The 18807-nt window shown below is 60.4% G+C and carries 21 protein-coding genes and 1 riboswitch; of the genes, 16 read left to right on the plus strand and 5 right to left on the minus strand.

Going from position 1 to position 18807, the window contains the following annotated elements; all coding sequences use genetic code 11:
- Positions 1 to 4: 4 nt before the first annotated feature.
- Positions 5 to 958 (minus strand): dihydrodipicolinate synthase family protein, encoded by a 954-nt coding sequence (locus ACZ1G7_RS15125; RefSeq protein ID WP_472660214.1) that lies wholly within the window; start codon positions 956 to 958, stop codon positions 5 to 7.
- Between the two features lie 158 nt (positions 959 to 1116).
- Between ACZ1G7_RS15125 and ACZ1G7_RS15130 the strand changes: the two genes are divergently transcribed.
- The 10 genes from ACZ1G7_RS15130 (at position 1117) to ACZ1G7_RS15175 (ending at position 10735) form a co-directional block, all read left to right on the plus strand.
- Positions 1117 to 1902, plus strand: coding sequence for an aspartate dehydrogenase (locus ACZ1G7_RS15130; protein WP_472660215.1), 786 nt, complete (start codon positions 1117 to 1119; stop codon positions 1900 to 1902).
- Between the two features lie 10 nt (positions 1903 to 1912).
- Positions 1913 to 2860, plus strand: coding sequence for a LysR substrate-binding domain-containing protein (locus ACZ1G7_RS15135; protein ID WP_472660216.1), 948 nt, complete (start codon positions 1913 to 1915; stop codon positions 2858 to 2860).
- 129 nt (positions 2861 to 2989) lie between these two features.
- Complete coding sequence (locus ACZ1G7_RS15140; protein ID WP_472660217.1) at positions 2990 to 4420, plus strand: NAD-dependent succinate-semialdehyde dehydrogenase; 1431 nt, start codon at positions 2990 to 2992, stop codon at positions 4418 to 4420.
- Positions 4421 to 4490: 70 nt separating this feature from the next.
- Positions 4491 to 4709: riboswitch (cobalamin riboswitch) on the plus strand.
- A gap of 120 nt (positions 4710 to 4829) precedes the next feature.
- Entirely contained in the window at positions 4830 to 5237 is a 408-nt protein-coding gene (locus ACZ1G7_RS15145) for a DUF1636 family protein (protein WP_472660218.1), read from the plus strand.
- Positions 5234 to 6016, plus strand: a complete 783-nt coding sequence (locus ACZ1G7_RS15150) for an ABC transporter ATP-binding protein (protein WP_472660219.1) — start codon at positions 5234 to 5236, stop codon at positions 6014 to 6016. Before ACZ1G7_RS15145 ends, ACZ1G7_RS15150 begins: the two co-directional genes overlap by 4 nt.
- Positions 6017 to 6028: 12 nt before the next feature.
- Positions 6029 to 6964 carry an ABC transporter substrate-binding protein gene (locus ACZ1G7_RS15155; RefSeq protein ID WP_472660220.1) on the plus strand — a complete coding sequence of 312 codons (936 nt, stop codon included), beginning with the start codon at positions 6029 to 6031 and terminating at the stop codon, positions 6962 to 6964.
- A 6-nt stretch (positions 6965 to 6970) separates the two neighbouring features.
- The gene (locus tag ACZ1G7_RS15160; RefSeq protein ID WP_472660221.1) at positions 6971 to 8017 is read left to right on the plus strand and encodes a FecCD family ABC transporter permease; all 1047 of its coding nucleotides are present in this window, start codon (positions 6971 to 6973) and stop codon (positions 8015 to 8017) included.
- A 103-nt stretch (positions 8018 to 8120) separates the two neighbouring features.
- On the plus strand, positions 8121 to 9332 hold the full coding sequence (locus tag ACZ1G7_RS15165) for a GTP-binding protein (protein ID WP_472660222.1): 1212 nt from the start codon (positions 8121 to 8123) through the stop codon (positions 9330 to 9332).
- Positions 9329 to 9964 carry a DUF1826 domain-containing protein gene (locus tag ACZ1G7_RS15170; RefSeq protein ID WP_472660223.1) on the plus strand — a complete coding sequence of 212 codons (636 nt, stop codon included), beginning with the start codon at positions 9329 to 9331 and terminating at the stop codon, positions 9962 to 9964. Before ACZ1G7_RS15165 ends, ACZ1G7_RS15170 begins: the two co-directional genes overlap by 4 nt.
- Positions 9965 to 10066: 102 nt before the next feature.
- On the plus strand, positions 10067 to 10735 hold the full coding sequence (locus tag ACZ1G7_RS15175; protein ID WP_472660224.1) for a site-2 protease family protein: 669 nt from the start codon (positions 10067 to 10069) through the stop codon (positions 10733 to 10735).
- Here the strand turns inward: ACZ1G7_RS15175 and ACZ1G7_RS15180 are convergent.
- Genes ACZ1G7_RS15180 through pth form a run of 3 tightly spaced genes read right to left on the minus strand, consistent with a single transcriptional unit; the run spans position 10732 to position 12823 of the window.
- Positions 10732 to 11112, minus strand: a complete 381-nt coding sequence (locus ACZ1G7_RS15180) for a DUF2237 family protein (RefSeq protein WP_472660225.1) — start codon at positions 11110 to 11112, stop codon at positions 10732 to 10734. The genes ACZ1G7_RS15175 and ACZ1G7_RS15180 overlap by 4 nt on opposite strands.
- The gene (locus ACZ1G7_RS15185) at positions 11109 to 12146 is read right to left on the minus strand and encodes a DUF2332 domain-containing protein (RefSeq protein WP_472660226.1); all 1038 of its coding nucleotides are present in this window, start codon (positions 12144 to 12146) and stop codon (positions 11109 to 11111) included. Before ACZ1G7_RS15185 ends, ACZ1G7_RS15180 begins: the two co-directional genes overlap by 4 nt.
- Positions 12143 to 12823, minus strand: a complete 681-nt coding sequence (gene pth, locus ACZ1G7_RS15190; protein WP_472660227.1) for an aminoacyl-tRNA hydrolase — start codon at positions 12821 to 12823, stop codon at positions 12143 to 12145. Before pth ends, ACZ1G7_RS15185 begins: the two co-directional genes overlap by 4 nt.
- Before the next feature lie 71 nt (positions 12824 to 12894).
- Between pth and ACZ1G7_RS15195 the strand changes: the two genes are divergently transcribed.
- The 3 genes from ACZ1G7_RS15195 to ACZ1G7_RS15205 all read left to right on the plus strand — a co-directional run bounded on the left by ACZ1G7_RS15195 (position 12895) and on the right by ACZ1G7_RS15205 (position 15494).
- A complete protein-coding gene (locus ACZ1G7_RS15195; RefSeq protein ID WP_472660228.1) occupies positions 12895 to 13602 on the plus strand; it encodes an FkbM family methyltransferase in 708 nt (235 codons plus the stop codon).
- Between the two features lie 87 nt (positions 13603 to 13689).
- Positions 13690 to 14040 (plus strand): hypothetical protein, encoded by a 351-nt coding sequence (locus ACZ1G7_RS15200; protein WP_472660229.1) that lies wholly within the window; start codon positions 13690 to 13692, stop codon positions 14038 to 14040.
- 2 nt (positions 14041 to 14042) lie between these two features.
- Positions 14043 to 15494, plus strand: coding sequence for a vanadium-dependent haloperoxidase (locus ACZ1G7_RS15205; RefSeq protein ID WP_472660230.1), 1452 nt, complete (start codon positions 14043 to 14045; stop codon positions 15492 to 15494).
- 64 nt (positions 15495 to 15558) lie between these two features.
- Here ACZ1G7_RS15205 and ACZ1G7_RS15210 read toward each other — a convergent pair whose 3' ends face one another.
- Positions 15559 to 16218 carry a 50S ribosomal protein L25/general stress protein Ctc gene (locus ACZ1G7_RS15210; protein WP_472660231.1) on the minus strand — a complete coding sequence of 220 codons (660 nt, stop codon included), beginning with the start codon at positions 16216 to 16218 and terminating at the stop codon, positions 15559 to 15561.
- A 272-nt stretch (positions 16219 to 16490) separates the two neighbouring features.
- Here ACZ1G7_RS15210 and ACZ1G7_RS15215 point away from each other — a divergent pair, with 272 nt between their 5' ends.
- Genes ACZ1G7_RS15215 through ACZ1G7_RS15225 form a run of 3 tightly spaced genes read left to right on the plus strand, consistent with a single transcriptional unit; the run spans position 16491 to position 18707 of the window.
- The gene (locus tag ACZ1G7_RS15215) at positions 16491 to 16805 is read left to right on the plus strand and encodes a PepSY domain-containing protein (RefSeq protein ID WP_472660232.1); all 315 of its coding nucleotides are present in this window, start codon (positions 16491 to 16493) and stop codon (positions 16803 to 16805) included.
- Between the two features lie 58 nt (positions 16806 to 16863).
- Complete coding sequence (locus tag ACZ1G7_RS15220) at positions 16864 to 17361, plus strand: helix-turn-helix transcriptional regulator (RefSeq protein ID WP_472660233.1); 498 nt, start codon at positions 16864 to 16866, stop codon at positions 17359 to 17361.
- Between the two features lie 20 nt (positions 17362 to 17381).
- Positions 17382 to 18707, plus strand: coding sequence for a ferredoxin reductase family protein (locus tag ACZ1G7_RS15225; RefSeq protein ID WP_472660234.1), 1326 nt, complete (start codon positions 17382 to 17384; stop codon positions 18705 to 18707).
- The last annotated feature ends 100 nt before the right edge of the window (positions 18708 to 18807 follow it).

An 18807-nucleotide genomic window follows, 5' to 3' on the forward strand; every position in this document is an offset into this window, starting at 1 on the left:
GCTGCTAAAGCGTCAGGCCGCAGCGCTCGAATGCAGCGCGGGTCGCGGATTTTTCGGCCTCCGTCAGCTCCAGCATCGGGTGGCGCACGCGCCCGCCGACCTGACCCAGCAGCTCTTGCCAGTATTTGCCATGCGCGGTGGGTTTTCCGGCGGGTTTGGTGCTTTTGATCGCCGCGCGCACCGGGTCCAGACTGTCGCGTAGCTTGCGGGCGGCGTCGAATTTCCCGGCGAAAGCCAGCTGCGTGTATTCATGCATCCGCAGATCGGTCTTGGTTTGCAGCTGGTAGGGCGGGGAGGAGCACAGGTACAGCTTCCAGCCCAGCTGTTCGATATTGTCCATCCACTCATCTTCGGAGGAGGTGGAGACATGGATTTTGTCGCCGACCATCTGCGTGAGGCGCGTATACATCTCGCGCGGGACGGAATATTTTATCGCGACGATATTGGGCAGCTCGGCGATGCGCGCGCAGGTTTCCGGCGCCATCAGGTAGCCCACGTCGGGGTGGCTCCACATGGCGATGCCAATGTCCAGCCGGTCGCAGAGATATTTGTAGTAGTTATAAAGCACTTCGTCCCGGTCATGGCAAAAGCTCAGCATCGGTGCGTGGACGACCACGTAATCCGCGCCGCAGTCTTGCGCATGGCGGCCAAGCTCCAGCACCGTGTTCACGTTCTGATCAGAGATCGACATGATCGTCCCGGCTGTATCACCGCATTCTTGCGCCGCGATGGTCATGTTGCGTTTGCGTTCGTCCAGCGACATCGACCAGAACTCACCCTGCTTTCCGGCGATGAACAGGCCTTGGATGTGCAGATCATCAATCCAGTGCCGGATGTTGGCGCGCAGACCGGCCTCATCCAATGCACCGCTGTCGTCAAACGGGTTCAGGGCGGCGGCCCAGATGCCGCGCATTGTGTCACGGGCGTAGTCCTTGGCGTCGTGTTTGCTGTATTTCACGGGGGTAGGACCTTCCATCTGGGCGCGCGCGATAGGTCGAAAAATGCGGGTTCGCGCGGTAGATTTCAATTCGAAAGAGCGAAACTGGATATAGCCGGAAAGAATAGCCAGAGGGTTGGTTTTGCGGATATCTATGGTGCAAATTGACGGAGACTCAGATGAAAATTGGCCTGATCGGGCGCGGCGCCATTGCGCAATATGTCGAACAAAAGCTTGCGGAAAAGGGCCATAGCGTCGGCGCCTACCTGTTGCGCGCGGGGCGCGTGTTTGAGGATGGTGCCAGTGACGCCGTGGTGGTGTCAGATGTCGCAGACCTGCCGGATGGGCTGGACCAGATCGTTGATTGCGCCGGGCATGAGGCGCTGCGCGCCTACGGCGCCGACATTTTGCGGCGCGGGTTTGATATGACGACCGTGTCGCTGGGCGCGTTGGCGGACCCACAGCTTGAGCAGTCGTTGATGCAAGCCGCAACTGAGGGCGGGGCGCATCTTTATTGTGCGAGCGGGGCAATTGGCGCGCTGGATGCGTTGCGTGCGGCGCGCAGCGGTGCGGTGAAACGAGTGTGCTATGTCGGGCGCAAACCACCGATGGGCTGGGTGGGCTCACCGGCTGAAGACAAGCTTGAACTTGCGACGATGATAGGTGCGGCACAGGTGCATTTTGACGGCAGCGCGCGGGATGCGGCGCAAGCCTATCCAAAGAACGCCAATGTTGCTGCTGCCGTGGCGCTGGCGGGGATTGGGTTCGACCGGACCGAGGCGCTCCTGATCGCTGATCCGGGTGTCACCGAAAATATCCATGAGATCACGGCTGAGGGCGATTTTGGCCGGTTTGAGTTCAGGATTTCTGGCAATGCGCTGGCGGGGAACCCCAAAAGTTCCGCGCTTGCGGCGATGAGCGTTGTCGCCGCACTTGAGCAACGCGCAACCGCAATTCGCTTCTAAGGGGCGGCCTATGGCATCGAGCTATTCCCGGATCGTGGAACGCGCCAGCACGCGTTTGAAGCTTAAGCAACTGCGCTTGCTGGTGGAGGTTGGCAAGCATGGCAACATCCAGAATGCGGCGCGGGATCTCAATATCTCGCAACCCTCCGCGACAAAGATGATCAAGGACCTTGAGCTGGATTTTGAAGTGCAGCTCTTTGAACGCACCAATCGCGGTGTCGTCCCAACGGCCTTTGGGGAGGCGTTGATCCGCCACGGCAAACTGATCTTCGCCCAGATTTCCAACGCCGCGCAGGAATTGGATGATCTGAGCGAAGGCAATAGCGGTCGCGTGGTAATCGGCACGTTGCTGGCGGCGTCGTCTCATCTGTTGCCGATGGCGATTGAGTTGGTGCTGAAGGAAAGGCCCAAATTGCTGGTGAAAGTCATCGAGGGGACCAACGAAGTGTTGATGCCCGAACTGCGCGCGGGCGAGATTGATCTGGTGGTGGGCCGGTTGCCGACGCATCGGCATCGCAATGACCTGAAGCAGGAAAAGCTCTATGACGACGACGTGGCGCTGGTGGTGGGCTGCGATCACCCGCTGGCCAACCGCCCAGGATTGACGTTTGAAGCGTTGAAAGCGTTTGGCTGGATCGTCCCGCCGTTGGAGACCAGTTTGCGGCGGCAGCTGGACCAATATTTCATCAAGCATGACCAGTACCAGCCCCCCTTTGCGCTGGAATCCGTGTCCTACCTGACGAACCGCAGCCTGCTGCAATCGCAAAACTACATCGGTCTGATGCCCGCGCATGTCATCCTTGATGATCTGGATACCGGGCGCCTTGTGAAGCTGGACATCGCGCTGCCGTTTGGCACCGGACCGGTGGGCGTGTCGTTCCGCGGACGGGGGCAGCTGGCCCCGGCGGGCGTCGCGATGTTGGAGGCGCTGCGTGGCGCCGCGCAGTTGATCGTCTGACGCGGCGAATTGGGCGCGCGGGCGTCAGGTATTCCCCTTCTTGATATCTGTATTCGCCCATATCGCTTGAGTGCGGCGGCTGTTCCGCGGGAAGCTGGCGCGACCGTTTTTTGGCCAAGGCGTATGACCATGTATCCTGACCTGAACCTTTTCATTGGCGGCGCGTGGCGCAAAGCGTCTGACGATTTGCCCGTGATCAACCCCGCCACCGAGCAGCAGATCGGGCGGTTGCCGAAAGCCGCAATCAGCGACCTTGATGACGCAGTGCAGGCGGCGGTTGCGGGGTTTGAGGTCTGGCGCAAAACCGCGCCGCGCGACCGCGCCAACCTGATCCGGCGGGCCGCATCCCTGCTGCGCGACCGGCAGGACGAGATCGCGCATGCGATAACACTGGAGCATGGCAAACCCCTTGCCCAAGCGCGCCTTGAGGTGATCCGCGGGGCGGAATTCTTTGAATGGGACGCGGGCGAAGCGATGCGCACCTATGGCCGGGTGATCCCGTCAAAACCGGGCGAGACCTTCACCGTGCACCACCAGCCGATTGGCGTTGTGGCCGCTTTTTCGCCGTGGAATTTCCCGATGAGCCAGCCCGCCCGCAAGATCGCGGGCGCTTTGGCGTCCGGGTGCTCGATCATTCTGAAGGCCGCGGAAGAAACCCCGGCAGGTGCCATCTACATCGCGCAAGCCTTTGCGGATGCCGGGTTGCCGCCCGGCGTTTTGAACCTGGTCTTTGGCGACCCGGCGGAGATTTCGGGCCATTTGATCCCGCAGGATGCCGTGCGCCTTGTGGCCTTCACCGGCTCTACGGCGGTGGGGCAGCACCTGACGACGCTGGCCTCCCAGCACATGACGCCGGTGCTGATGGAGTTGGGCGGCCACGCGCCCGTGATCGTGTGCGAAGACACCGATGTGGAGACCGCCGCGCTGACGGGTGCCGTGCGCAAATACCGCAACGCGGGACAGGTCTGCACCTCGCCCACGCGGTTCTTTGTGCATGAGGATATTTTTGACCAGTTCCGCGACACATTTGTGGCGCGCGCCAAGCAAACCGTCGTCGGCAACGGGCTTGAGCCGGGCATTGAGATGGGCCCGCTTGCCAATGACCGCCGCGTGCCGGTGCTGGCCAGCCTTGTCGATGACGCGCAGGCGACAGGCGCGCTGCTGCTGACAGGCGGCGCGCGGCATGGCGACACCGGGTATTTCTTCCAGCCGACGGTGCTGGCGAATGTGCCCGATAACGCCCGGATCATGCAGGAAGAACCTTTCGGCCCGATTGCGATCCTCAACCCGGTCGCGTCATTGGACGAGGCGATCGCAAAAGCCAATGCGGTGCCTTTCGGGCTGGCGGGATACGCTTTCACCAACCGCGCTGATTATCTGGCCCAACTGACGGAGGAGGTCGCGGTCGGCAACCTGTCGATCAACACGTTGGAAGCCTCGATGCCGGAGACCCCATTTGGCGGCGTGAAATCCAGCGGCTATGGCCGCGAGGGCGGCAGCGAGGGGTTGGACAATTACATGACGGTCAAACATGTCTGGCATTCCAGCAAGATCGTCTGATCCCGCCTTTATGCTTCGGTGCGCGCCTGACAAGCGCCGTTGATCGTTCTTGACGCGCCCACGGATTTCTTCAATATCGCTGCCAGATGGTTTTCAGCCGCCGAATATGCGGCTGGAATGAAAAGGGAATACGGTGAGGAGGAGCGAACACGCGCCGAATCCGTAACTGCCCCCGCAACTGTGAGCGGTGAGTGACCCCGGCAAATACCACTGAGCCCGACGGGCTTGGGAAGGTAAGGGGAAACGCTGATCCGCAAGTCAGGAGACCTGCCATCACGCGGCGCTATGGCGCCGTGACTGCAACTGAACTCAGACGGGGTGTCTGGTTAGGAGATCATGATGGCGACACGAAACCACGCGTGCCGAAACACATGTCAGCCTTGCGCCCCGCTGCGTCGCGGAGGGCGATATGGACACAGGCACGGATCACCGGATCACAGTTTGCACCTCGTGCAGGCATAAAGGCACTGAGCATCGGCCAGGTTTTGAGCTGATCGAAAAGTTGCGCGCCGCATTCAAGGCGGCGGGCACAGCAATCCCTGAGGCGTTTGAGGTGTCGGGCGTGGCTTGCATGGCGGGCTGCGACCGCCCCTGCACCGTGGCCTATCAGGGCAGCGGTAAGGCGACTTATCTGTTCGGTGATATCGACCCTGCACTGGATGTGGACGACCTGATCACCTTCGCCGCGCAGTATGCCTACCTGCATGACGGCTGGTGCGCGTCGTTTGACCGCCCCGGCAAGCTGCGCAAATCGACGCTTGCCCGCGTTCCCGGCGCTTTAAGCGCGGTTGCAGGGACCAAGGCGCGCGCGTCATGATGGCGGCGGATCTTGACGTCAGTGGGGTCAGCTGGGCGCCGCCCAAGTCGCGCGACCCGTTGCTGCACACAACCAGTTTCCAAGTTGCGGCCGGGCAGGTGCTGGGCGTTGTCGGCCCCAATGGCGCGGGCAAATCGACCCTGCTGAGGCTGCTCTATCGGTTCCAAAAACCGATGACCGGGCAGGTGCGCGTGGGCGGGCAGGATATCTGGTCGATGACCGCGCGCGACGCGGCCACTCGGGTCGCCGCCGTGCTGCAGGAACAGGCCACGGGCTTCGGGTTGAGCGTGCGCGACATCGTGCGATTGGGCCGGACGCCGCATCAATCGGGCTTTGCCGCAGCGGGCGCGCATGGTGAACAGGTGGTTGATACAGTGCTGGAACAGCTCGACCTGCGCCTCTTGGCGGATCGCGATTTTGGCACGCTGTCGGGCGGGGAACGTCAGCGGGTGATGGTCGCACGGGCCTTGGCGCAAGAGCCGCAGGTGCTGATCCTTGATGAACCCACGAACCATCTGGACGTGCGCCATCAGCTGGAAATCGTGTCTCTGATCCAAGGTCTTGGTGTTACGATTGTGGTCTCCTTGCATGATCTGAACATGGCTGACGGGGTTTGCGATGCGGTGTTGATCCTCAAAGACGGCCATCCGCAGGGTTTTGGGCCGCCGGGTACGCTGCTGACCGATGCGCTTGTGTCCGACACGTTCCGCGTCGATGCCAAACGCGACATGCTCGCCACCAGCGGGACATCGCATTTTTCCTTTACTCTACCAAACTGAAAGACCTCCGAGATGAAACTCACCCTCACCACGCTTGCGGCGCTGTCTTTGGCAGGCTCTGCCATGGCCCAGACCACCGTGCAAAGCTGCGATCGCGCCGTGACATTCGATGCGCCGCCGCAGGCCGCGATTTCGAACGATGTGAACCTGACCGAAATGATGTTGGTGCTCGGCCTCGCGGATCGCATGGTCGGCTATACCGGCATTTCCGGCTGGAAAACGCTGGACGCGGGCATGACCGCTGGCATCAAGGAACTGCCCGAGCTGTCGGCGAAATACCCGTCCAAGGAAGTCCTGATCGGCGCGGATGCTGACTTTTTCTTTGCCGGTTGGAATTACGGTATGAAGGTCGGCGGGGAAGTCACGCCTGACACGTTGGACCCGTTCGGCATCAAGGTCTACGAGTTGACCGAAAGCTGCATCCATATTGGCGCCAAGGACGCCGCGTCGATGGATGACATGTATAATGACTTGCGCAATCTGGGCGCGATTTTCGACGTTTCGGCGCGCGCCGAAGAGCTGATCACAGGCTATCAAACCGAACTGGCCGCGTTTCTTGACACGCAGCCCGCGCTGGAGGACGCCCCCCGCGTTTTTGTCTATGACAGCGGCGAAGACGTGCCGTTCACCTCGGGCCGCTACGCCATGCCCAACGCGCTGATCGAGGCCGCAGGCGGCACCAATATCATGAACGATTTTGAAAAAAGCTGGGCCACGGTCGGCTGGGAAGCGGTTGTCGAGCGCAACCCCGAGATCATCGTGATCGTGAATTACGGGGAAGTCACAGCTGATCAAAAACGTGCCTTCCTGATGAACAACCCTGCGTTTGCCAGCATTGATGCGATCAAAAACGACCGGTTCGTCGTGCTTGAATATGTCGAAGCGACACCGGGCCCCCGCAATATCGAGGCGGTCAAAACCCTTGCTGCGGCCTTCCGGGCCGAGTGATCACGCATGGCGCCGCCATCGGCAACATCGCAACTCGGGACAAACAGTCGCTTTTGGGCGACGGTGGTTTTGGGCGGCTTGGCCCTGATCGGGTCTTTGTCGATGGCTGTCAGCGTGGGCGCGATAGCCGTCCCGTTGGACACGGTCTGGGGCATTCTGGTGAACCGGATTGCGCCCGGAACAATCGTGCAGGACTGGTCGCAAGGGCGCGAGGCCATCGTCTGGGACATCCGCTTCCCGCGTGCGATCTTGGCGTGTTTTGTGGGGGCCGGGCTGGCGATGGTTGGCGCCAGCCTGCAAGCGGTGACGCGCAACCCGCTGGCCGATCCGCATTTGCTGGGCATCTCGGCGGGTGGGGCGTTTGGTGCGATATTGGCGCTGCTGCACACAGGGCTGTTTCTGGGCCTTTTGACGGTGCCGCTGCTGGCCTTCGCAGGTTCCCTTGGCGCGACATTGATCGTTCTGGCGGTGTCGCAATTTGCTGCTGCGACCAGTGCTGACAGGTTGGTTCTGGCGGGCGTCGCGGTGTCCTTCGTCGTGATGTCGGCGGCCAATGTGCTGATCTTCATGGGCGATCCCAAGGCCACCCACACCGTCGTGTTCTGGATGTTGGGCGGGCTTGGTTTGGCGCAATGGGATCAGCTGATCTACCCGGCCGTCATTTTGCTGGGCTGCGGCGGCTATCTGTGGGCCAAATCGGGGACGTTGAACGCCATGACGGTGGGGGATGAGACGGCCACGACATTGGGTATCCCGGTGGCGCGCTTCCGGCTGAGCGTCTTCGTCATCGGTGCGCTTGTGACCGGCGTGATGGTGGCATTTTCGGGGATCATCGGCTTTGTGGGCCTGATGATCCCGCATATCGTGCGGCTGCTGGTGGGCGGCGATTACCGCCGCCTGCTGCCGATATCGGCGCTCTGCGGCGCGATTTTTCTGGTCTGGGCTGACATCATCGCGCGCACCGTGATGGCGCCTGACGATATGCCGATTGGCATCGTCACGGGTCTGATTGGTGGCGTTGCTTTCGTGTGGCTGCTGAGGCGGCGCATCTAGGGACGCGCTCAAAACCGCGCTCATACGTAGCTTTTGGTGTTGCATTGCCTCGGTGATATCGTATTTATGTTATATTATAACATAACATATTTGGAGCGCACCTATGTCAGATATTCGCCTACCGGTCACTGTTCTTTCGGGCTTTCTGGGGGCGGGCAAGACGACGCTGCTGAACCGGGTGCTCAACAACCGCGAAGGTCGCCGTGTCGCGGTGATCGTCAACGATATGTCAGAGGTCAACATCGACGCCGACCTGGTGCGCGCGGATACAGAGCTGAGCCGCACCGACGAAACTCTGGTCGAAATGTCGAATGGCTGCATCTGCTGCACCCTGCGCGACGATCTGCTGGAGGAGGTCCGACGGCTCGCGGCGGAGCGCCGGTTTGACTATCTGCTGATCGAATCCACCGGGATTTCAGAACCCCTGCCAGTCGCCGCAACCTTCGATTTCCGCGATGAATTTGGCGACAGCCTGGCCGATGTCTCCCGGCTGGACACGATGGTGACGGTGGTCGACGCGGCCAACCTGATGAACGATTACGCCTCGCATGACTTCCTGCGCGACCGAGGCGAGACGCTGGGCGAGGAAGATGAACGCACGCTGGTGCATTTGCTGACCGATCAGATCGAATTCGCCGATGTGGTGATCTTGAACAAGGTCGCGGATGCGGGGCCTGAAAAGGTGGATGCCGCGCGCAAGATCATCCGCAGCCTGAACGCGGATGCCGAGATCATCGAGACCAACCAATCCGCCGTGGCGGCGGAGAAAATCCTCGACACTGGTTTGTTTGACTTTGAAAAGGCGCATGAGCATCCAATGTGGGCCAAGGAGCTGTACGGCTTTGCCGACCACGTGCCCGAGACCGAGGAATACGGCGTGGCTTCTTATGTCTACCGCGCGCGGCAGCCCTTTATTCCGGAGCGTATTCTGGAGCTGTTCAACGGCGATCTGCCGGGCGTGATCCGCGCCAAGGGGCATTTCTGGATTTCGACGCGGCCCGATTGGGTGGCCGAATTTTCGCTCGCCGGTGCGCTGTCCAGCATCAAGCCGCTTGGCACCTGGTGGGCCTCCGTGCCGAAGGAACGCCAGCCCACCCATGAAAGCGCGCAAGCCTATATGCAGGCTCATTGGCAGGAACCGTGGGGCGACCGCCGACAGGAAATCGTGTTCATCGGCGCGGGCATTGACTGGGCCGATATCAAGGCGCGTCTGGACGCCTGCCTGGTCCCCGCCGTCACGGCCACTGGCCCCGATAACCTGCCGGTCTATCCTGACCCGTTCCCGATCTGGCGCCGCGTGGAAGACGCCGCATGAGCGTTGCATCACAAAGCGTAAACGACGCAGGCGGCTGCGTCGGCATTGCGGATGATGCGGCATCGCTTGATATGTTTTTGCGGCCCGCATGTGCGGCGGCGATCTGGCGCAGGCAACCGCCACGCGAGGTGCTGGATTGGCTCAATGCGCTGAACCCGGACGTGCTGCCAAGCGGACGGGTGATCTTGCCACCGGGTATGGTGGCCGGGGCCGTCGCGCAGCTTTGCGACATGTCGGGCCTGCCCGCTGGGCCAGAACGCGATTGGCTTGAAGGCGATATTGCATCGCTGGCGGCGGTGGTGTCGAAGCTGATGCCCAGCATTTTTCTGCGACTGCGTCTGGATGTTGTGACCACGAATGCCTGCCGACGGTTCCATGTTGATGCCATCACAGGCCGGTTGGTTTGCACCTATCGCGGCACCGGAACGCAATATGGTATGTCACAGTCTGGCGATGATCCGGCCCGGGTTTTCACGGTTCCGACCGGCGCGCCGATCATGTTGCGCGGCACGCTATGGCCGCCCAAACCTGCGGCTGGTCTTGTGCACCGGTCGCCACCTATTGAGGGCAGCGGGGAGACGCGGCTTGTTTTGGTGCTCGACCCTTTGGATGACCCGGACGAAAACGCCTGACGGCCCTTTGCGCAGATCTTAACCAGAACTGACAAATGACCCAATTTTGGCCCCAGTTTGCTGTTAACATATCGCAAACCAAGCGAGGGCGTGCGGCCAGACATGAGGCATCTCACCGAAAAACCGGTCTTTCAGATCCCCGGCCCATGGGGCGTGCCGATCCAGTTTGGCGGCTCGATCATGATGCTGCCGCTGGTCTATTTGCTGTTCAGCGCCGGGCCGGAAATGCTGTTTTACGACATTTTGTTTGTGGCCATGATCGTGGGGTCTATCCTTGCGCATGAGCTGGGCCATGCCTGGGGCGCGCTGGTGCAAGGCGTGCCGGTCAAGCGCATCATGATCCATGGCGGCGGCGGGTTTTGCGAACATGCAGGCGCCAGTGAGCTTGAGCAGGAAGAACTGATTGTGGCCATGGGTCCGATTGTGAATTTGGCGATCTGGGCCGTAGCCTCGCTGATCGCGCCCGTTTTGGGTGATCCGACGTTGCAATGGGCCTTGTACTGGTTGGCGCAGATCAATCTGTTTCTCGCGATTTTCAACCTGCTGCCGGTGATGCCGCTGGATGGCGGCAGGCTGTTTCAGCTGTGCCTCATACGGTTTTTCCCGGCCGCGACGGCGACGCGCATGGCCGGTTGGGTCGGTGTGGTGATCTGCGTGATGTGGCTGCCTGGCATGATCTGGGTGTTTTTCAGCTTCGGTTTCGTGCTGTTCTTCGTGCCGTTGATCCGCATCCACTGGCGGATGACGCGGGTGGGGTTGGCGCAGCGCTAGCTCTCGCCCTCCAAAGCGTATTGCGTGAGGACCTCCAGCGACACAACGTCCAGGGCGCGCTGATGGGTGGCCTGAAGGTTCACGCGCGGGGCCGCGCCTTCATCAACGGCTTGCAAGAAACGCGCCGCACACAGGCACCACCGGTCGCCGGATTTTAAGCCTTCAAAGCCAAATTCGGGCCGTGGGGTCGACAGGTCATTGCCCAGATATTTCGACAGCGCCAAAAATTCCGCCGTCATCACCGCGCAAACCGTGTGGCTGCCCTGATCCATGGGCCCGGTGTCGCAGCATCCGTTGCGGAAAAATCCGGTGACGGGGTCGGTTGAGCAGCTCTCCAACGGGGCGCCCAAAACGTTCAAAGAGGGGTCCATATTCATTGCTCATGCTCCTTCGGGGTCCAACGCACCCAGCGTCCGTGAAAATCTGCGCGGCCCAGCGTGATCTGCCGGTTCCCCGGCCACAGCCGCAGGGTCAGCGCGGCGCCATCGGGGTGATCATCGGCCTCCATGCCCATCCATGCAAGGGGGGCCTGTTTCGTCGCCGCCGCGCCCGCGATCTCAATCAAGGTGGCACATTTTTCCTGCGTCGCGGGGGGCAAATACTGCCATGCAATCGTGTGATAGATCAAATGGGTGGTGCCCTCGGTCGGTTCCGCCAGCCGGGTGGGCAGCCAGTCGGCGACATCGGCGCGGTCGACGGGCGCGCGGGGCAGGTCAAGGGCGGCGTCGGTCAGGGCGCGCCGTTCGGGTTGGTCGGGCCAGAGATACGCCCGCAGCGTCAGCGCGTCTTCGGGCCGCGCCAACGGGTTCAGGTCAACGCCGCGCCGCCCGGCCACCGTCACAGCGGTCTGAAACGGTGTCTCACCATGCCATTCGGGGGTCAGGGTCAGCGCCGGGTTTTGGGGACCAAGCGTCACCGCACCGGCTTGCAGCGCAAAGTGGTCAAAGTTGAGGTTCAAGCCGCCGCTCGCGCCGATCTCCGTCAGGGTCAAAGGCAGGTGAAACAGGTCCGACAGCAGCGCCCCGGTTGGGATCAGAGCGGCGGCGCGGCGCACTTCGTTGGTTTGCGGCGGGTTGGCCATCCAGCTGATCAGGCGCGCGGAATGGGTGGTCATCGCGCCCTTCACCGCCGCCCAAAGCTGGGCGTCGCTGACCGTCGCGGGCGGGTAGGCGTCCGCCAGTGTCTGGTCCCAGCCCTTCAGCACCAACGCATGCAGCCCGCCCGCCAGCCGCAACGGGACCGAATGACCCCGGCTGCTGGTATCGCCCGGCCAGGCCAGAATATGATCCATGACCGGGCTGCCGGGGTGCAGGTTGTCCGCGATAAGCCCCAGCAGGCGCGCCATGAAGGGGGACCCCAAAGCCGCACAACTTTCCGCCTGATCCCGGAAGACGGCACCCAGCGGCGTCACTTGAACTTGTCCATCAGCTTTTGCATCGCGCTGCGGGTGTCTTCGGGTTCGGTCTCAGGTGCCGCTGGCGGGGTTGGTTTCGGTTTCGGCGTGCTGGTTGATGAGCGTGGCGGCGCCACGCGCAGGCTGACGGCGTTCAGGAACCGCCCCGTGTCGTCATCCGCCAGATGGCCCGCCCCATCCGAGATGCCCCGCATCATGTCGTCCAGCCAGTCCTGATCGGCCTTGGCAAAATCGCGCAGCACGTAGCCCGGCACTTTGTCCTTATGGCCGGGGTGGCCCACACCCATGCGCACCCGGTCGTAATGCGGCCCGATATGCTGATGGATCGACCGCAGCCCGTTGTGCCCCGCATGCCCGCCGCCCGCTTTGCAGCGCAGCTTGGCGGGGGCGAGATCAATCTCGTCGTGAAAGACCGTCACGTCGGTGCTGTCGAGCTTGTAGAATCGCATGGCCTCGCCCACGGATTGGCCGGACTTGTTCATGAACGTGGTGGGTTTCAGCAAAACGATCTTTTCCGAGCCAAATTTGCCCTCGCTCAGCTGCCCCTGAAACTTGGATTTCCACGGGCCGAACCCGTGATCTTGCGCGATCCGGTCCAGCGCCATGAAGCCGATATTGTGCCGGTTGCCCGCGTATTTCGCGCCGGGGTTGCCCAGCCCTACCCATAATTTCATGCCCGATATGCCATGTTGTGATCGCGCGCCGCGCTGCTAAGATTTGCCCAGTCTTATCAGGGTTTGGTCCAGTGGCACAATTCGAACTGAACGGCGTCCAACTGCGCGTGCCCGCGCCGCTGATGACCCGGCGCATCCGTATGAAGCTTGAGGACGGCAAATACGAGTTTCAGGAGGCGCGCGCTGCCCAGCTTATGGTCCAACAAGGCGACAGGGTGCTCGATCTGGGATCGGGCGTGGGCTATATCGCCACGCTCTGCGCGCTACGGGCGGGGCCCGAAAACGTTGTGACGGTGGAGGCAAACCCGGCCCTGCAGGAGATCATCCGCACCAATCTGGACGCCAATGGCTGTCACGCCACCACCAGCCTGCACGGCGCGGTGATGGGGCAGGGGGGCGCCGATGAAAAGGTGACGCTCCATGTTGGCCCCGCCTTTTGGGCCGCTTCCGTCACGGGCGTCGAAGGCCGTGCGCAGTCGGCGGTCGAAGTGCCGGTTCTGGCTCTGTCTGAGCTTTTCGACACCCACAGGCCCACGATTGTGATGATGGATGTCGAAGGCGCAGAGGCCACGATGTTCGACACCCCATGGCCCGACCATGTGCGCGGCGTGACGTTGGAGCTGCACCCCAAACGCTACCCGGACAGCACGATCAAACGCATCTTCGCGTGCATGTCCGCCTCTGGGTTGATCTATTCCCCCGACCTGTCCCGCGGCGCGATGGTCGGGTTCTGCCGCGAAGGCCATCTTCTGGACGGGACCCCTGCAGATTTGGCCTGACGCGTCGTTTGTGTTACCTATGTCTTGCTTCGGTTTATTTTGACCGGGGGAATACCGTTTATTTTGAAGTAGTTATTGGAGAGTACTATGTCTGCATACAGACGCGAATCCGCGTTTCAAGCCCGCGTGTCCGCCGCCCAAGCCGCCAAAGACCGCCACCAAGACCCCCACCACGCAAACGGCGATGAGCAAAAACTTGCTAGTTGCAATTACCTGATGAGCTTTACCAAAGGGTTGGAGCATGACCTTGCCACCGGCCTAATTGACGACCCCGAGGCATTTATGGCGTTTCGGCAGGCGATCGACGATGGATTCATCGACGCGTTTACCAACCGGGTGCCTGTCTCGCAGATGCCCCCTAAAAAACCCGCCGATTATGGGAGGCACCCACAGCGGGGACAGCTTTTGATCTACAAGGCCCCGATTGCCAGGCGGTGACAATGGCGCCGGCGCCTGCGCTAGGTTCGGATGAGCTGAATTTCGAGATGGCGGAGGTCTACGAGCTGGCCCTGCTGCGCGACGTGGCGCTGTCAGAATTTGAAGGCACTGCCAGTGGGATGGTGAAAACCTCCGTCGATGCGCTGAATGCATTGGACTACGCGGATGACGGCTTCCCAAACCGCCCCCGAAAGACAGAGCCAAAGGGCTCGGGTGGAAAGGAGATTATCACTGGGCAGACGGCGTTCCGCGGGTCCACGCCCGGCGTCGAAAACGGGCCCTACCTGTCGCAATTTATGCTCATCGGCAATGGCGATGTCGCCAAGGGTGAGATTGGCTACGGGCCGCAGCTCATCTCGCAAAAGGTTGCTGTGGCAAATGATGATGACGACTATATGGTCACGGATACCAGCTGGCACGAGGTGCAGCAGGGCGTCGACGTTAATAAGTTCAATACAACCGGTGGTACTGGGCAGGACTTCAACGGAACCCGCCGTTTCATCTGCACGCCACGCGACATGGCGACTTATGTGCACACTGATGCGCTTTATCAGGCTTATCTGAACGCTTGCTTGACCCTTTTGGGTATGAAAACCCCGTTCGACCCCGGGTTCAGCAAGCTGGCGGGTATGCGCAAGAACGTTGCCAGTGGCGGTGTAAGTGATCTGAATGCGGGTGGTTTTGCGCTCTATGGCGGCCCCCACATCCTGACCATGGTCACAGAGGTCGCGACCCGGGCGCTCAAGGCGGCGCGGTTCCAGAAGTTCAATACCCATATCCGGGCTCGCCCTGAGGTTCTTGCCGCGCGGTTTGAAAAGGCCGCTGACATTGAAACGAAACACCCGGAGCTTTGCGGCACCCTATCAAAATCTGCCTCAGACCTCTCCGATGTGATTTCCCGCATCCGGGCCCACAATGCTGGTTTGGTGGGTGGCGCGAATACCGCTTATCTGCCTATGGCTTTTGCGGAAGGCTCACCAATGCACCCGTCCTATGCGGCGGGGCATGCCACTGTAGCGGGGGCCTGCGTTACTGTGCTGAAGGCGTTCTTTGACACCGGCACGCAGCTGATTGAACGTAAATCGGGAAGTGCCACACAGGTGGGCTTCTTTGGTCCTGACACGGCTGCGACCGATAAATTTGTGCATTTTATCCCTGTGGCTGATGATGATGGCAACAAGGCGCAAGTGCTACAGAAGTGTATTCGCAACCCTAAGAAAGGGCTATGCCCCCTCACTTTGGAAGGCGAGTTGAACAAGCTGGCGGCCAATATTTCCATCGCGCGGAACATGGCCGGGGTGCATTACTTCTCGGACTATTACGACAGTCTGCGGATGGGTGAGGAAATCGCCATTGGCATGCTGGAGGAACAGGCGTTGTGCTATCCGACCGACCCGGTGGTGATGTCGGTGCAGACCTTCGACGGCAAGTCCGTTCGCATCGGCGCCCGCTAAGAGGTACAAAAAAGGCGAGGTCCGAACGGGCCTCGCCTTTTCAAATCTTTGAGACATTAGAAGATTATTCTTCTGCAGCCGCTTCTTCTTCTGCTGCTGGTGCGTCTTCTGCACCCTCTTCGGCCTCGTCCTCATCGTCGCCAGCGGCTTTCAGGCCGGATGGTGCGGACAGGTTGGCAATCACGAAGTCGCGGTCGATTGTCGGTTTCGCGCCCGCAGGCAATGTCACCGACGAGATCGAAACGCTGTCGCCAATTTCCAGCTCGGAGATGTCGATCTCGATGCTTTCAGGAATGTCGGCCGCGGTCACGGTCAGCTCAACCTCGGGGCGGACCATCGACAGGACGCCGCCCTGCGTGATGCCGGGCGAGCTTTCTTCGCCAACAACCTCAACCGGGATGAACAGCGCGATTTTGGTGGTGCGCTTCAGGCGCAGCAGGTCGATATGGGTGGGCAGGTCCTTGACCACGTCGCGCTGCACGTTGCGGCAGATCACGCGGACATCGTCCTGGCCTTCCATTTTCAGGTTGAACAGGGTCGCGAGGAACCGACCGTCTTTCAACTTCTTGAACAGAACGTTGAACGGGATCTGGATCGCGAGCGGGTCAGCGCCGCCCCCGTATACCACACCGGGGACCATGCCTGCACGACGTGCTGAGCGGGCGGCCCCCTTGCCTGTCCCCGCGCGTGGCTCAACTACAAGATCAGGGATCTCTTTTGCCATTTGAATTCTCCAATATAGACGCGGCTGCCTCCAAGGGTGTCGGGCCGCTGTGAAGGCTCGCGTATAGGTGGGAATCGCGGGTTTGGAAAGAGGTTTGTTGCGGCGGCGGCAGCGCGGACAGATCGCGCCCGAAAACACCCGCTTTTTCCCATAAACTTCCGGCCTATGCCTGCTGGGGTCCCCCGGAAGTCCAATTCCCGAAACCATCGAAGGGCGCCAGATAGGGGCAACCGCAACGCTGCGGTGTCAAACCCTTCGGAAAGGACTTCAAAATGATGAAACACGCAAAACTGACCCTTTTGGCGGCGCTACTGGTGCCCGGAACAGCGTTTGCCCAGGTTAATATTGGCGACGAGTTGGGGTCGTCAGAAACCGCAATCCAGGCGGCGCTGCAAGCCCAGGGCTATACGATCGAAGAGGTCGAGCTTGAAGACGGCGAGATTGAGGTCGAAGCAGAATTGGGCGGCCAATTGTTCGAAATCGAGGTCTCGGCCGAGACGGGCATGGTGCTTGCCGTCTACGCGGAAGACGACGACAGCGAAGATGATGATGACAACGACGATGATGATGACGATGATGACGACTAAACATTTTGTGATGCGCCCCAAATGGGGCGCATGCGCGTCCCAGTTTTAAGGATCGAATATGTCCCGAACAGCCGTGCTTTGGTCCCTTTTTGCGCTTCAGGCAATCTGCTGCGCTTATTTCCTGATGGACGTTATCTGGGACCTGTTTTGGCCCTTATCGTTCAACCGCTTCGCTGAAAGCGATGTGCTGGAAGCGCTGGTGACGCTCGCGCTGTTCTTCGGCCTTGCGTTTACTGGCAACGAATTGCGCCAAATCCTGTCGCGACAAGGCCAGTTGGAAGATCAGATCAAGGTCGCCTCAGGTGCCTTTAACGAGGTTATGGAGGCGCGCTTTTCATCTTGGTCCCTGACCAGCGCAGAACGTGAAGTTGCGATCTTGGCGATCAAAGGCTTTTCCATCGCCGAAATGGCCGCGTTGCGGGACACAAAACAAGGCACTGTCAAAGCGCAATGCGCCTCTGTCTACCGAAAGGCAGATGTCGCCGGGCGCCTGCAATTGCTGAGCATTTTTCTCGACGATCTGATGGCCGACAACCTGATGAAGACGACGCCGTAAGGTGCCGAGTAAGGACCGCCATGAACCCTCTAGGATTAATTTTGATTGCTGTGACGGTCGCTGTTCCGGCCTTCCAGCTTTTCGCGCTTCCCGGTGTCCCCGATAAGATTGCGTTGTTTTCGCAATATTTGGGTTTGGCCGCACTTATCTTGATGGCTTGGGGGCAAATCCTATCGACGCGTTTGCCCGGTATAGAAACCCTGTTTGGGGGCTTGGACCGAATATATGTGCTGCACAAATGGGCCGGTATCGCCGCCATGGCAGCGATTTTGGTTCACGATACGATTGATGCGGAGATGCGAGGCCTTGGCCGGGACACAGCGCTGACCGAAATTGCCGAAACCTTGGGTGAGATTAGCTTATACGGGCTCTTGATCCTTGTCGTCATTTCCGTCGCAACCTTCATCCCGTACCATCTTTGGAAATGGACCCATAAAGCGATGGGGGCACTCTTTGCGGCGGGTGCGTTTCATTTCTTTTTCATCATGAAGCCGTTTTCCATGTCGGACCCGTCCGGGCTGTATACCGGCACATTTTGTCTCGCGGGTTTGCTGGCTTATGTCTGGACGCTGGTGCCCGACTACATGCGGCCGTCAAAGATGTATTCCATTGCTAGCCTTGAAGAAACGGGCGGCGCTTTGGCGGTAACGTTGACGCCAGTTGGCAAAATTCTCAAGCCGATCCCGGGTCAGTTTGGCGTGTTGCGCTTTCTTGGGTCGGGCAATGGCGAAGCGCATCCCTTCAGCTTCTCCGGGATTGACGCGGATGGAACGCTCCGCGTGACCGTCAAGGCACTGGGGGATCATACATCGCGCCTGAACGGCAGTTTGGAAATCGGGCAGGATGTCAGCATTCAGGGCCCGTTTGGTCGCTTTCGGTATTCAGGGACAGGCCCTGAGATATGGATCGCGGGCGGGATCGGGATCACACCCTTTCTTGCATGGGCGGATGCGCTCGACCCCGAAAGCCCAAAGGTTGCGCTGTTTTACTGCGCGAAATCACGCGAAGACGCGCCCCATATCGCGGAATTGGAGGCGTTGGCGCGCGCAAAACCCAATCTCGACCTTCACTTGGTGTTCTCGGATGAAATGAGACGGCTTTCGGCGCGGCTTATATCTGACGCCTCACATTGTGGTCTTTCGCATGCGAAGGTGTCCTTTTGTGGCCCGGTCGCATTGCGGGAGGCGTTGCAAAAAGGGTTACGCCAATACGGTGTGGGTCCGCGCCGCCTTCACTATGAAGAATTCGAATTTCGGACGGGCATCGGCCTGACCCGCCTGGCCGCGTGGGTCTTGGAGCGCCGTCAGCGAGATGTGTTTGTTACACCAACGAAAGCTGAAAGCTGAGAGCCAAAGACATTTCGGGCCTGTGACGACCCATTTTGGCCAAACGGACCAAAGATATGCGCTGCCAACAGATTTACGCGCTGGCGCCAGTCATGCCGGT

This window comes from Litoreibacter sp. JB4-2 (assembly GCF_055693445.1).